Below are 12,363 nucleotides of genomic sequence, written 5' to 3' on the forward strand. Positions count from 1 at the left end.
ACGCAAGTCAATATATCCCGCATTTGATAAGGAAATAACCTAATATTTTGTTTCAATAGTTTCTAAACTACGGGCTGAGCATACTATATATTGTATATAATTACAAGCATCGCTATAGTTTTTTTATAAAGTTTTAATAAATGTTATATTTTTATCACATTGGTGTTATGCCTTATCAGTGTCATACCGTGAATAGTACCGGACATTTTTTTAAAGATCTCGATGTCATCCCCGCAAAAACGGGGATCCAGACTAAAAAATCTTTAAAATTAAAGATTTTTTATTACATAGTTTTTGTAAAGTAAAGCTTTTAAAAAAAGCTTTACTTTGCTGGATTCCCGCCTACGCGGGAATGACATAGAGGAGCGTGGGAATGACACCAAGAACTGGACCCCGTGGTCAAGCCACGGGGTGACACAGTAGGTTTTACTGGTCCCCGCAACAATGACTCCTCGCAATGACGGAAAAACTACTCTTCATTAAATATTAGCACTTCAGCAGTATTTTCCCATTTTAGCATTTCGTCGTATTTAGTATCCCAAATACGCATAATTTCTTTTTCATATTCTACAATTTGTTCTTCTAATCCTTCAAATTGTTTCACCATTTGACGTGCTTTAGAAAGTATCGTGTCATTACTAACGTCAAAAACTTTTTTCAAATGACGGTCTTGTTCTTCTTTGTAATTTAAATGAGCTGCTCTACCAAGCTCAGCATCTTTATGCATATCTTCACTTCTTATCTGTATTTCAAAATTACGTTTAGAATGTAAAAGCTGCATTATATTATGAAGAGACTGATAGCCGTTGCTTTTTGGTCTATTGATATAATCTTTGGTGTATAACCAATCTAAATGTGGAGAACTCTTAACTACGTCCAAAGCATTATAGCATAGAGCTTTAGATTTAACTATAATCCTACATGCAATTAAATCTTTCAACGCATCAATCGGCACTTCTTTCCTTTTCATCTTTTTAAAAACAGAATAAGGTTCTTTAAGACGCATATATATCTCATTTTCTATATCTGCTTTATTTAAATCTTCTTTAAGCAGATTAATAATATCACAAATCAAATCCCCTCCTGCTACCTAAAATTCTATATATCTCTATTCTTAGTAAATATTACCTATAGTTTTTAGAACTTAAATCCCCAAGACTGTTCATAATACTATTCAAGTAATTTATAAAATTAATTCTTTAACTAAAAATTAAAAAACAGATTAATAGTAAAAATAAATTTTTTCAATAAAATTGTTTAATTAATTTTAACTTAGATTAATTGGATAGATCTGTTTTCCGTCTTTGCGAGCGGTCGATGACCGCGTGGCAATCTCATGAAATAATAACAAATTCCTGAGATTGCTTTGTCGAATTACTATGTAATTCTTCTCGCAATGACGTATAAACCGAGCCATGCAACGATGCTTTCAGTCGCTCGCAATGACGAATAGCATTAAACAATTAACAGGTCAGAAAATTTATCTATAGAATTTTCCGAAACACTACGTAGAACTTCAGACATTTCGTTAAATTCTCCGGTACATTCAAGTACTATATCTACGCCTGCATCTAAAACTCCTTTGGTAATATCTGCCATACTACCGCTTAAAGCTTTCATATCTATTGCATCGGAAATAATAAGCCCTTTAAAGCCGATATTATTTTTAATATAGTCTATAACTTTTTTTGATAGGGTGGCAGGATTCTCAGAATCAAGAGCTTTGTAAATTATATGTGCCGTCATAGCAAGCTTAATATTATCGTGCTTCGCTAGCTCCTTAAATACTTTAAAATCTGTATCCTCTAGTTCTTTTAAGCTAGTATCAATAATAGGTAACCCTATATGACTATCCACCGTAGCTCTACCATGCCCTGGAATGTGCTTGATGCAAGCCCCGACTTTCTCTTCTTGTAATCCATCTATAGCAGCTAAACATAAAGGCACGACTATTTCTAGCTCTGAACCAAAACTTCTATCTCCGACTATCTTGTCTGCTCTTTCGTGAATCAAATCCGCTACCGGAGCAAAATCTAGATTAATACCTACTTCTCTTAGCTCTTTGCCTATATTGCTATAGTTTTGTTTGCACTCTTGCACATCAACGAAAGTTTGGGCAGCCGGAGCATCATAAAAAGTCGGTGCTATGAGCCTTTTTACCCTACCGCCCTCTTGATCTATAGAGATGATAGTATTTTCTCCTAATACTTCTTTTATATCTGTAATAAGCTTAATAAGAGTTTCTTTATCCTGCTCGCCGTTATCATTCTTTCTAATATTACGACGGAATAAAATTACACCTAAAGGATTATGCTCTTTAAATAAGTCTCTTTCAGCATCGGTTAATTCAGGACCGGATATGCCTATAATTACCGGCTTTACCATTTGTCTTATTGTCATAATATGCTCCTTTCTTTCCTTTAAAACGTAATATGACAAGTACTATACGCAAGTCATAGAGGAATCGGCAAGAATTTTTTTTATTTGAAGAGATAAATTATGGAAGTTGGTAAGTAATATATGAACTTTATCGGTAGACGGAGATGTAATATCTTTCTTTAAAGATTTTTGAAGTAGATCAATATCATTAACAGTATAATATTTTCTATTATTTATTTTATAATTAGATAAATCAGGGATTTTTGTCTCTAGATATCTTAATTGATGTAAAGCAATATTTAAATGCTTAGTTACTTCACTAGCAGAATAATATTTTTTTGTTAGACCTATTGATCTATTGTTTGTCATGTTCGTTAACTAGGGCTTTTAATTTGGAAGAAGGGACAAAGCGTAAATTCTTTTTTGATTCTATAATTACTGGTGATTTAGTATGAAAATTTATTCCAGGACGTGGATTTTTTTGTTTAACCTCAAAGCTACCGAAATTCTTTAAAGTCAATTTTTGCTCTTTTGCTATTTCTAAAATATTAGAAAAAACCGTATTAACTATTTCTTCGCATAAATTATTTGAAAAACCCAATTTGGAGCTTAACATAGCTGAAATTTTTTCTTTGGTAATAGTCATAAATAATACCGATTTTTTGATGGTATATTGTCTGCAACGTCATTGCGAGGAGAAACTATAAGTTTCGACGAAGCAATCTCAGGAGTTTATCCTACTTCATGAGATTGCCGCGTCGAGGCTTCGCCTCTCCTCGCAATGACGTTAAACAACTACGAATTTGCTTTTTCTTTATCGTTATTATATTCGTTAATATTTTTATTTAGCTCTTCTAATTTATCTACTAGGTTCTGACGCACTTCTTCTTGCTTCTTGCTTCCTGCTTTTTTATAATCTTCCATTTTTGCTTTTACATCATCTATAGATTTTTGCAGTTCTTCACCTTTTTTATCTTTCTGATCTTTCACATTCTTTTTTATCTCTGCAACACTTTGTGCTATCTGATCATAAGTATTGCTTAAGGTCTGATTAAATTTATCAGCCCCTGTTTGGGCTAAGTTTGTTAAATTGTCTTTTAATTCCTGTAAATTTTCGGTAATTGTTTTTGTACTGCTTGTAGCTACTTCTTCAGTTTGCACTTCATTTGCTTTTGTTTCATCCTTGGTAGGCGAATCTGCAAAAATGCTAGGTGTTAATAATAATGTAGCAGTAGCCCCTAGTGTTATTAATATTCTTTTCATTATATTCTCCGATTATTTATGTTTATTATTATATTGTTCAATTTTCTTACTTAAATCATCAAGTTTTTTTACAAAAGTTTTTCTATATTCTTCCACTTTATCATCTTTAATTTTCTGATAATCCTGTAACTCTTTCGTTAAATTTTTATATTGCTCTTTTATAGTTTCTAAAGAATGGTCTTTACTATCCTTAGCATATTTCTCTAAATCATTAATTTTGATGGATAATTTATCCGCTACTTCATGACATTTTTTATTAAAGTCGACGGTAATAATTTCAGCAGAATTCTTAAGGTTTTTATGTAATTCTTCAAGTGCTTCACCTATAGTTCTCATAACACCTCTTTTTGAAATAGACCTCTTCGGAAACTCTACTTCTAGGAGTAATTTGTACGTCGATCCGGTACTCGAATCCTCACGTACTAGTGTGTACGCTGCGGTTCTGCGTTCCGTGTCTCCTTCAAATTCCTCTCTAAATCCTCGTTTCCGAAGAGGTCTAATAGTTAATAAAAATTAAACTTAAATATTATATATTCAGAATCATAAATAATATAATCTTAAAAAGCAATTTTAAAAAATACCTATTTAATATATAGTTATTGTACAAAATAAATTTGAGGATGTTATGACATTAGAACTAGGAAAAAAAGCTCCTGATTTTTCGCTGCACATAGGTAACGATAAAATAATTAAACTATCGGATTTAAAAGGAAAATTCATAGTATTATATTTTTATCCGAAAGACGATACGCCTGGATGTACTATTGAAGCACAAGATTTTAATAAGCTAAAACCGGAATTCGATAAACTTAATACGGTAATTATTGGAGTATCTAAAGATAAGCTTGACTCTCACGATAAATTTAAAGAAAAATATAGTTTGGGATTTGATTTGGCCTCTGATGCAAATTCAAATTTGTGTGAACAATTAGGGGTATGGATAGAAAAATCAATGTTCGGTAAAAAATACATGGGCATTGATAGAGCTACGTTTTTACTTGATAAGGAAGGAATAGTTAAGCATATTTGGCGTTCGGTAAATGCTAAAAATCACGCCCAAGAAGTACTTGAAAAATTAAAGGCTCTACTCTGAGTAAATGAAGAATAGTAGACGAAGTTTAATTTGAAAAATTGGCGTCGTTGTTTTATATTTTTTGATCCTCACGTACTAGTATGTACGCTGCGGTCAAAAAATATAAAACAACGACGCCAATTTTTCAAATTAAACGAGTATACATTATTTCTTCCATCTGTTGTGAAACCAGAACCATTGAGAGGGGTTTTCTTTAACCCATTCTCCTAACATTTGATTAATATTAAGCATAATATTATAGCAATCGGCTTTATTATCGCCGGTTTGCTTAAAACTCAATTGCGGGTGAACTATTACTTTAAAATAACTGCCTTTAGTTCTAATGATTTGGCAAGGTATAATTGGATATTTATACTGCAAAGCAATTTTAGCTATGGCGTTTGCAGTCATAGCAGGATGTCCTAAAAAAGGCACTTCAATTCCATCGTTCATTTTTTGATCAACAAGCATAACAATAGATTCACTCTCCTTGATAGCCCTAACTAAAGCTCTGCTACCGTCAGGACCTTTAGGTATAAGCCTCAATTTATCACTAGCCCGACTTTCATTAATTAGCTTATTAACATACGGGTTATTTGCTTTACGATAAATTACGGCAAATTTCGGATAAGATTTATGCAGAAGATTAAGACCGATATCCCAATTGGCAAAGTGACCGCTAAATAATAAAAAAGGTTGCTCTCCTAGCTTTTTAATATTCTCAATACCTATTATCTCGGCTCTATTTTCTAACTCGGTTTCACTCATTTTATTAACATAAGCACTCTCGCCTATAAATCTGCCGAAATTATCCCAAGTTTGATCTATGATTTTTTGGGCATCACACATATCGCCGAATACTGCTTTAATATTTCGTCTAGCAATTTTATTAACGGCGAATAATATACCGACTTTTCTTGCTATAAAACTACAAATATCTGCTGCTTTATCTACACCGAATATTCCTATTACTTTTAGGAATATAACAACGATAAAATACTCAATTAAATATCTGAACTTTTTTAAAAATTTTTTCATTTAATAAATCAGGATTGTTTATAGATAGTTCTACATCTAAACAAGTAATATCATTATAGCTAAATTCACTGAACTTAACATAATCTTTTCGTGTAGTAATTAAGGTAGCATTATGCTCTTTAGCTAATGAATATAAATTTTCTAAATCTGCTTGTAAATAATTATAATGATCAGGAAAAATTTTATGTCCTACTATATTAAGCCCATAATTTTCTAAAGTTGAAAAGAAACGCTCAGGATTACCGATGCCGCTAAAAGCAAAGTAGTTTTTAGTTTTATCTATATTGGTTGAGGGAACTATTTGAGCATTTATTAGCTTATCAATATAAGGAGTTAAAATATTCGGTATTTTATCATTGGTACTACTGACTAAAAAAATTAAATCAGCTGCATCAAGGGCTTTATTTGGATATTGTCTTAAAGGACCGGCAGGAATTAGAAAACCATTGCCGAAAAGCCTTTGGCTATCTACTGAAACTATAGTAAAATCTTTATGAAAATAAGGATTTTGTAGGAAATCATCCATTATTATTATATCAGGTTTAAGCTCGTTAATTAATGGTAAAATCTCTTTAATATTTTTAGTAGCAATAACTGTTCCATACTTTGCAAGTATTACTCCTTCATCTCCTACCTCTAATGCTGTATGTCCTTGATGTATGGTAGTTGCACTTTTAAGGTTACTACCATAAGCCTTAGTTACTATTACAAAACTTACATTTTTAGCTCTCAGTAATTTGGCTAGATACATTACTATTTGTGTCTTACCTGTACCTCCTACGCTACAATTACCGACACAAATAACTTTAGCAGGCAACATAATAGGACGTGCTAGACTAGCTCGTAAATAGCCCAAAAATTGATATATCAGACTCACGGGCAAAAGTAAATAAGCTATAATATCTCGCCTCTGCCAAAATTCAGGATATAAAAGTTTGATCATAGTTAATGTATATCATGTTAATAGTGGTTTTGTTGTATGGCTCGAAAATCGTCATTGCGAGCGACCATAGGGAGTGCGGCAATCCAGCAATAAATTTTATAGCATTTTTTACTAGATTGCTTCGTCAATTACTTCGTAATTTCCTCGCAATGACAGAACAATCAACATTTACGACAATTAAAAATAAAGTCAAACGGATTGATTGCTTTGTTATCTAATAGAATTTCAAAATGCAAATGCTCACCCGTAGCATTACCGGTTTTTCCTTGTATACCGATAAATTGACCTCGCTTAATTTTACTTCCTTCCTTAACTGACATTTCTTTTAAATGAGCATATTTCGTAACCAATTTACGTCCATGTTTAATCTCAACAAAATTCCCGTAGTCAGGTGCTCTTGCTGCTTTTATAACAATTCCACTTGCTGCCGCAAATACCTGTGCTGCTTTTTTAGCTTGTAAATCAATACCGCTATGGAAACATTTCTTTTTTCTTTTCTTTTTATGAGGACTTTTCCTAGTTCCGTAATGGCTAGTAATTTTCGGCTCATATTCCGGCATCATAAGCGGTATTGTACTAATTATTTTATCAAGCTTGGTTAATTCCGAGATGTTATTCCTATGAGTTTGTTTTTTTGCAAAATAACTAGCTTCCGGTTTAGAGAGAAACTTATATTTTGAATTTAGCTTTGTTACAACTGCCTTTATATCAGATATTTTTATTTCAGCTGCTTTATTAAATTCTGCCGGATTTTTATTATGGAATTTTTGTAAAAAAATCTTATTTTGCTTAGGGTTATTAATTATTAGACCTAAGTTTTTTGCATATATACACTTGCTATTTTTATTTGTTAAATCATACTGTACTACTAAATCCGCATGACTAATTTTATATTTTTGCTTTAATTGAGATGAAGTAGTAGAAAGTAATGTAGTATCGCTAGATTCTTTAATACTGCTGCAACCTTGAACAAGAAAAACTATAAACAGTAAAAAGATATATTTTTGGAAAGACATTAAAAATAAATATACGTAAATTTCAAGTTTAAAATATCGCTTAAATATTCTGTTAATTTCTCCATACCCCCTTTTATATTTGGAGGATTAATTAACATTAACCCACACTTTACCATATTTTTATCACTATTTAAAAGCTCATATTCAATAATTATAGTTTCTTTAAATCCGATATTCTTGTAGTTGTGGTAAAAATCACGGACTAAAGGTAAATCTTTTATAGGATACCAAATTAAGACGGGATTATTAAGAACTCGTAGCTTAATTTTTTTAAGTGCTTCGAGTAGTTTTTGAAACTCATTTCTGACCTCAAAAGGCGGATCAAGAAAAATTAATCCTCTATTCTCTTTAAAGGGCAGAAAAGCTTTAATAGCATTATAAGCATCTATGTTGTGAGCATTAGTCGGTAATAGTTGTTTTAGGCTCAAATAATCGCTTGGATGAAGTTCGCAGGCAATTAAGCGATCATTTGGTCTTAATAATTGCTTAATTATAAAAGGCGAACCCGGGTAGTGATTTTCTCCTGCTAGATTTACTATATTTAAGAAAGTTTGTAAGAGTATAGGGATAGGATTGGTAGCTTGCAGTAATTTATTAATACCCGTATCGCTTTCTAGAGTTTTAGAAGCCGCCTCCGAATTTAAATCGTAAAGACCAAGACCCGCAAAAGCATCTAAAACCGCAAAAGGTTTATCTTTTCTCTTCAGCTGTTCTAAAACGCTAATTAGCACTAAATGCTTGACTATATCGGCAAAATTGCCTGCATGATAAATATGACGATAGTTCAAAATTATAAACCATATTTCTTTTTTAATAATTCTACTGCTTCTTCTGAAGTAAGTAATTTATCACTTTTATTATTGCTTCTTGCTAAAGCAATTTCTGCATCTTCTCTATCTTCTTTTAATTCACGTAAATAATTTTTAATTACCGCTTGTACTAATTGAGCTTTATTAACCATAAAACTAATCATTTATTAAATTCATAATTAAGTTAATCATTAATTCTTTCTGTATAGGATCGCTTTCTGCAATAAGCAATGCTAGTGATGTCATAGCACTTACTCCAATATTTTTTAATCCAATTTTTGCTTTGGTAAGATAAAGTAAAAAAAGTAAACAACCTACTCTTTTATTACCGTCACTAAATGGATGATCTTTTATTAGAAAATATAACAAATGAGCCGCTTTTTCTTCTGCCGAGTTATATAAAGATTTACCGTCAAAAGTTTGATCAATATTACCTAAGATTCCCTTAAAACTATTGTCTCTTTCAGCTCCAAATAAATTACTTATTTCTGCATCTTCTTGCTTTCCTAATTCTTGCTTTAATTTTTTAATTGCTTCTAAAGATTCTTGGTAGCTTAATAATCCATTAGTTTCTAACTGTAATTTTGTTGGTGGATTTAATTTGTCTTCATCATATTTAACTAATATCTTCCATGTTTTAGAGTAATTCTTGATAAGATTAATTAATTCTTGTCCTGTACTATTTACTAAGTTTTGATTTATCAAAGTATTAGTTAATAGTTCTACTGTTTGTTACAGATTATTTAATTTCTTTTGTGTGATTTTATCTTGATTAATACTATAGCCTTTAATGAGATATTCTTTAAGTAAGTTTGTAGCCCATTTTCTAAAAGCGATCCCTCTCTTAGAATTTACCCTATATCCTACTGATATTATAGCATCTAAATTGTAGTATTCTATTTGTCTTTCTACGCTCTTTTCTCCTTCTATTTGAACTGTTGCAAAAAATGCAACAGTTGCGTTTTCTTCTAATTCTTGCTCTTTAAATATATTTTTTAAATGTTTTGTAATAACTGTTCTATCTCTGTCAAAAAGCTTAGCTAATTGATTTTGAGTTAACCAAACTGTTTCATTATATAATTGTACATCAACATTAACTTCCCCGTTGTCATCTTGATAAATTACTATCTGATTTTCTATTTCTTTGTTCATTAGTTCTTATTCCTTTAGATCGCGGCAGTTGTTGCAAAAAATGCAACAGCTGCTTTTCCTAAGCATTTTTTATAAGCGTAAGCCATTCTTCTTCATCAATAATTTTAATATTAAGCTCTTTAGCTTTTTTAAGCTTACTGCCTGCATCAAGGCCTGCTATTACTAAATCCGTGTTAGACGATACGCTAGCTGCAACTTTAGCTCCAAGCTTCTCAGCCGTTGCTTTAGCTTCCGCTCTAGATATCGTCGGTAAGCTACCGGTAAACACCACTATCTTACCTGTTAAACTACTTTGTTCTCTAGTCTCTTTATAATCTTCAATATTTAATACTTCACCAAGTTTTTTGATAAGCTGGGTATTTTCTTTAATATCAAAAAAATCAATAATATCTACTAGAATCTTATCGCCGATACCCTCTAAATCATTTAATTTCTGATAAATATCAGGATCATTTTTACTAAGCAATTCCATTTGAGCTATAAAATTACCATAGCTGCTAAATTCTCTAGCAAGCAATTTAGCGTTTTGTTCACCGATATGCCTTATACCTAGAGCGTATATGAATCTTGGCAAACTAACGTTCTTTGATTTCTCGATATTTTTAAAAAGATTCTCTACTGATTTTTTGCCCCACCCATCCATATTTTCAAGTTTTACTAAGCTAGAATCATTTTTTTCTTTTAAAAAGAATATATCGAGTGGATTGCTAATTAATCCCTTATCTATTAAAAACTCAACTTGCTTACGTCCAAGCCCTTCAATATCCATAGCGTTTTTCGATACAAAATGACGGATACGCTCATAATTCTGAGCAGGACAGTTAAGACCGTTATCACAGCGTATAATAATATCTTCAGGCACATAATGCAACTTAGAATTGCATGAAGGGCAAAATAAAGGAGTATCAAACGGCATGGTATCATTAGGACGCTTCCGAGTATCAACTCCCATGATTTTAGGGATGACGTCACCGGCACGCTGCAAGAACACATAATCGCCGATACGTACATCTTTTCGCATGATTTCTTGGAAATTATGTAATGTTGCTCTGCTAACAACTACCCCGCCTATTTCTATAGACTCAAGCTCCGCTACCGGCGTTAATGTACCGGTTCTACCTACCTGCACTGTAATAGAAAGCAGCTTTGTTTGTCCTATTATAGCCGGAAATTTATGTGCAGTAGCAAATCTTGGAGATCTAGCAATAAACCCCATTCTATTTTGCAGTGCAAAATCATTTAGCTTATATACTACCCCGTCAATTTCATAAGGTAAATTTTCTCTATTTGTTTTGAGATACTCGTAAAAGGTAAATATTTCTTCTTCAGAACTAGCAAGCTTAGATATTTCATTAACGCTAAAACCGAATTCTTTTAACTTTGTAAGTAACTCATTTTGAGAAGAAGCAAGATTCTGCTCAGTTACTCCACCTGAATAGACAAAATATTTGAGCGGCCTTTGAGCGGTAATAGAAGCATCAAGCTGACGAAGCGAACCGGCAGCAGCATTACGGGGGTTAGCAAATTTATCTCTACCCTGCTCTTCTTGTTCTTTATTCAGGTTTAAGAAATCTTGTTTTTCAATATAAATCTCCCCTCGTACTTCTAAAAACTCCAGAGCATTATCTATTTTATGAGGAAAATTTTTGATTGTTTTAATATTTGCCGTTATATCTTCACCGACATATCCGTCACCTCTTGTAGCTCCCGTTGTAAGCAACCCGTTTTTATAAATAGCAGAAAAAGACAAACCGTCTATTTTAGGCTCACAAAAGATAGGAGAAAACTCATCAAGACGTAAGAAATTTTTAATACGCTCTACAAAATCTTTCACATCCTGCTCATCAAAGCTATTGCTAAGAGATAACATTGGTACTTGATGCGTAATTTTAGCAAATTTATTTGTTATTTTAGCCCCTACTTTCTTGCTAGGACTATTTTCTAAAATTAAATGAGGAAATTTTTGTTCAAGCTTGAGATTGGTATTAAATAGCTGATCATACTCGGCATCTGAAACTAAAGGATTATCTTCTATATAATAAGCATGATTATACGCTGCTATTTTATCAGCTAGTTCTTCTAGTAATTTTTTTGCTTCTTCTTCAGATATTAAATCAATATTTTGCATTAGTAGTTCATACTTTTATTTAAAATTCGGATTTAATAATGATATCTACATTGTAATATATAAACGGTTTTACCTTTAACAGTATATATTAGTCTATGTTCGTGATTAATTCGGCGAGACCAATAGCCTGATAAATTATACTTTAAGCCTTCAGGTTTACCAATTCCTGTAAAGGGAGAACGTGTAATATCCTTAATTAACTCATTTATTTTTTCTAGAATTTTTGTATCGTTTTTTTGAAAGTACAAATAATCTGCCCATGCATCAACATGAAATGATATTTCCATTATAAAGAGACTGTTTTAAAATTTTTATTTGCTTCAAAATCGTTAATTGCTCGTTTTAGTCTTTCAGCATTTTTAGGGCTTTTTAATAAATATAAAGTTTCCTCCATAGCATTATAATCTTCAAGAGACATAATAACCACCGGTTTTTGTTTTTGCCTAGTTACAATCACTGAAGTATGGTCTACACAAACTTTTTCCATAATATCTGCAAAATTATTTCTTGCTTTGGTGTAAGATATTGCTTCCATAATATGACATATTTAAGTACATGTACAT

17 protein-coding genes are annotated in these 12,363 nt (G+C 31.8%); 1 reads left to right on the plus strand and 16 read right to left on the minus strand.

Annotated features, from left to right (window positions below):
- Nucleotides 1-469: 469 nt before the first annotated feature.
- From ACNFN7_RS02025 to ACNFN7_RS02050, 6 genes are all read right to left on the minus strand, one after another.
- Nucleotides 470-1,075 (minus strand): bifunctional (p)ppGpp synthetase/guanosine-3',5'-bis(diphosphate) 3'-pyrophosphohydrolase, encoded by a 606-nt coding sequence (locus tag ACNFN7_RS02025; RefSeq protein WP_485440623.1) that lies wholly within the window; start codon nt 1,073-1,075, stop codon nt 470-472.
- Between the two features lie 380 nt (nt 1,076-1,455).
- Nucleotides 1,456-2,400 carry a glycoside hydrolase family 3 N-terminal domain-containing protein gene (locus tag ACNFN7_RS02030; protein WP_485440624.1) on the minus strand — a complete coding sequence of 315 codons (945 nt, stop codon included), beginning with the start codon at nt 2,398-2,400 and terminating at the stop codon, nt 1,456-1,458.
- Between the two features lie 42 nt (nt 2,401-2,442).
- Nucleotides 2,443-2,748: a MerR family transcriptional regulator gene (locus tag ACNFN7_RS02035; protein WP_485440625.1), complete on the minus strand. Its 306-nt coding sequence runs from the start codon at nt 2,746-2,748 to the stop codon at nt 2,443-2,445.
- Nucleotides 2,735-3,025 (minus strand): HU family DNA-binding protein, encoded by a 291-nt coding sequence (locus ACNFN7_RS02040; protein ID WP_218459844.1) that lies wholly within the window; start codon nt 3,023-3,025, stop codon nt 2,735-2,737. The genes ACNFN7_RS02035 and ACNFN7_RS02040 overlap by 14 nt, the downstream gene beginning before the upstream one ends.
- A gap of 149 nt (nt 3,026-3,174) precedes the next feature.
- Nucleotides 3,175-3,642 carry a hypothetical protein gene (locus ACNFN7_RS02045; protein WP_485440626.1) on the minus strand — a complete coding sequence of 156 codons (468 nt, stop codon included), beginning with the start codon at nt 3,640-3,642 and terminating at the stop codon, nt 3,175-3,177.
- 12 nt (nt 3,643-3,654) lie between these two features.
- Nucleotides 3,655-3,978, minus strand: a complete 324-nt coding sequence (locus tag ACNFN7_RS02050; RefSeq protein WP_485440627.1) for a hypothetical protein — start codon at nt 3,976-3,978, stop codon at nt 3,655-3,657.
- A 289-nt stretch (nt 3,979-4,267) separates the two neighbouring features.
- Between ACNFN7_RS02050 and bcp the strand changes: the two genes are divergently transcribed.
- Nucleotides 4,268-4,735 carry a thioredoxin-dependent thiol peroxidase gene (gene bcp, locus ACNFN7_RS02055; protein ID WP_485440628.1) on the plus strand — a complete coding sequence of 156 codons (468 nt, stop codon included), beginning with the start codon at nt 4,268-4,270 and terminating at the stop codon, nt 4,733-4,735.
- 144 nt (nt 4,736-4,879) lie between these two features.
- On the opposite strand, the gene ACNFN7_RS02060 is transcribed toward bcp, so the two are convergent.
- The 10 genes from ACNFN7_RS02060 to ACNFN7_RS02105 all read right to left on the minus strand — a co-directional run bounded on the left by ACNFN7_RS02060 (nt 4,880) and on the right by ACNFN7_RS02105 (nt 12,335).
- Entirely contained in the window at nt 4,880-5,752 is an 873-nt protein-coding gene (locus tag ACNFN7_RS02060) for a lipid A biosynthesis lauroyl acyltransferase (protein WP_485440629.1), read from the minus strand.
- On the minus strand, nt 5,715-6,695 hold the full coding sequence (lpxK, locus tag ACNFN7_RS02065) for a tetraacyldisaccharide 4'-kinase (protein WP_485440630.1): 981 nt from the start codon (nt 6,693-6,695) through the stop codon (nt 5,715-5,717). The genes ACNFN7_RS02060 and lpxK overlap by 38 nt, the downstream gene beginning before the upstream one ends.
- Before the next feature lie 161 nt (nt 6,696-6,856).
- Nucleotides 6,857-7,711, minus strand: a complete 855-nt coding sequence (locus tag ACNFN7_RS02070; protein WP_485440631.1) for a M23 family metallopeptidase — start codon at nt 7,709-7,711, stop codon at nt 6,857-6,859.
- Nucleotides 7,711-8,499, minus strand: coding sequence for a 23S rRNA (adenine(2030)-N(6))-methyltransferase RlmJ (gene rlmJ / locus ACNFN7_RS02075; protein WP_485440632.1), 789 nt, complete (start codon nt 8,497-8,499; stop codon nt 7,711-7,713). Before rlmJ ends, ACNFN7_RS02070 begins: the two co-directional genes overlap by 1 nt.
- Nucleotides 8,500-8,501: 2 nt before the next feature.
- Nucleotides 8,502-8,684: a hypothetical protein gene (locus tag ACNFN7_RS02080; RefSeq protein ID WP_485440633.1), complete on the minus strand. Its 183-nt coding sequence runs from the start codon at nt 8,682-8,684 to the stop codon at nt 8,502-8,504.
- Nucleotides 8,677-9,225, minus strand: coding sequence for a Fic family protein (locus tag ACNFN7_RS02085; RefSeq protein WP_485440634.1), 549 nt, complete (start codon nt 9,223-9,225; stop codon nt 8,677-8,679). Before ACNFN7_RS02085 ends, ACNFN7_RS02080 begins: the two co-directional genes overlap by 8 nt.
- A 27-nt stretch (nt 9,226-9,252) precedes the next feature.
- Entirely contained in the window at nt 9,253-9,672 is a 420-nt protein-coding gene (locus ACNFN7_RS02090) for a virulence RhuM family protein (protein WP_485440635.1), read from the minus strand.
- A gap of 58 nt (nt 9,673-9,730) precedes the next feature.
- Nucleotides 9,731-11,800, minus strand: coding sequence for an NAD-dependent DNA ligase LigA (ligA, locus tag ACNFN7_RS02095; protein WP_485440636.1), 2,070 nt, complete (start codon nt 11,798-11,800; stop codon nt 9,731-9,733).
- A gap of 32 nt (nt 11,801-11,832) precedes the next feature.
- Nucleotides 11,833-12,087 carry a Txe/YoeB family addiction module toxin gene (locus tag ACNFN7_RS02100; protein ID WP_485440637.1) on the minus strand — a complete coding sequence of 85 codons (255 nt, stop codon included), beginning with the start codon at nt 12,085-12,087 and terminating at the stop codon, nt 11,833-11,835.
- Entirely contained in the window at nt 12,087-12,335 is a 249-nt protein-coding gene (locus ACNFN7_RS02105) for a type II toxin-antitoxin system Phd/YefM family antitoxin (protein ID WP_485440638.1), read from the minus strand. The genes ACNFN7_RS02100 and ACNFN7_RS02105 overlap by 1 nt, the downstream gene beginning before the upstream one ends.
- Between the last annotated feature and the right edge of the window lie 28 nt (nt 12,336-12,363).

The organism is Rickettsia sp. MAE-05, from assembly GCF_057319745.1.

Coding starts and splice junctions, on each gene's coding strand:
- lpxK (WP_485440630.1), bottom strand. CDS start 6,695: ATGATCAAACTTTTATATCCTGAATTTTGGCAGAGGCGAGATATTATA.
- ACNFN7_RS02090 (WP_485440635.1), bottom strand. CDS start 9,672: ATGAACAAAGAAATAGAAAATCAGATAGTAATTTATCAAGATGACAAC.
- ligA (WP_485440636.1), bottom strand. CDS start 11,800: ATGCAAAATATTGATTTAATATCTGAAGAAGAAGCAAAAAAATTACTA.
- ACNFN7_RS02105 (WP_485440638.1), bottom strand. CDS start 12,335: ATGGAAGCAATATCTTACACCAAAGCAAGAAATAATTTTGCAGATATT.
- ACNFN7_RS02045 (WP_485440626.1), bottom strand. CDS start 3,642: ATGAAAAGAATATTAATAACACTAGGGGCTACTGCTACATTATTATTA.
- ACNFN7_RS02100 (WP_485440637.1), bottom strand. CDS start 12,087: ATGGAAATATCATTTCATGTTGATGCATGGGCAGATTATTTGTACTTT.
- ACNFN7_RS02070 (WP_485440631.1), bottom strand. CDS start 7,711: ATGTCTTTCCAAAAATATATCTTTTTACTGTTTATAGTTTTTCTTGTT.
- ACNFN7_RS02040 (WP_218459844.1), bottom strand. CDS start 3,025: ATGACTATTACCAAAGAAAAAATTTCAGCTATGTTAAGCTCCAAATTG.
- ACNFN7_RS02080 (WP_485440633.1), bottom strand. CDS start 8,684: ATGATTAGTTTTATGGTTAATAAAGCTCAATTAGTACAAGCGGTAATT.
- ACNFN7_RS02060 (WP_485440629.1), bottom strand. CDS start 5,752: ATGAAAAAATTTTTAAAAAAGTTCAGATATTTAATTGAGTATTTTATC.
- ACNFN7_RS02050 (WP_485440627.1), bottom strand. CDS start 3,978: ATGAGAACTATAGGTGAAGCACTTGAAGAATTACATAAAAACCTTAAG.
- ACNFN7_RS02035 (WP_485440625.1), bottom strand. CDS start 2,748: ATGACAAACAATAGATCAATAGGTCTAACAAAAAAATATTATTCTGCT.
- bcp (WP_485440628.1), top strand. CDS start 4,268: ATGACATTAGAACTAGGAAAAAAAGCTCCTGATTTTTCGCTGCACATA.
- ACNFN7_RS02030 (WP_485440624.1), bottom strand. CDS start 2,400: ATGACAATAAGACAAATGGTAAAGCCGGTAATTATAGGCATATCCGGT.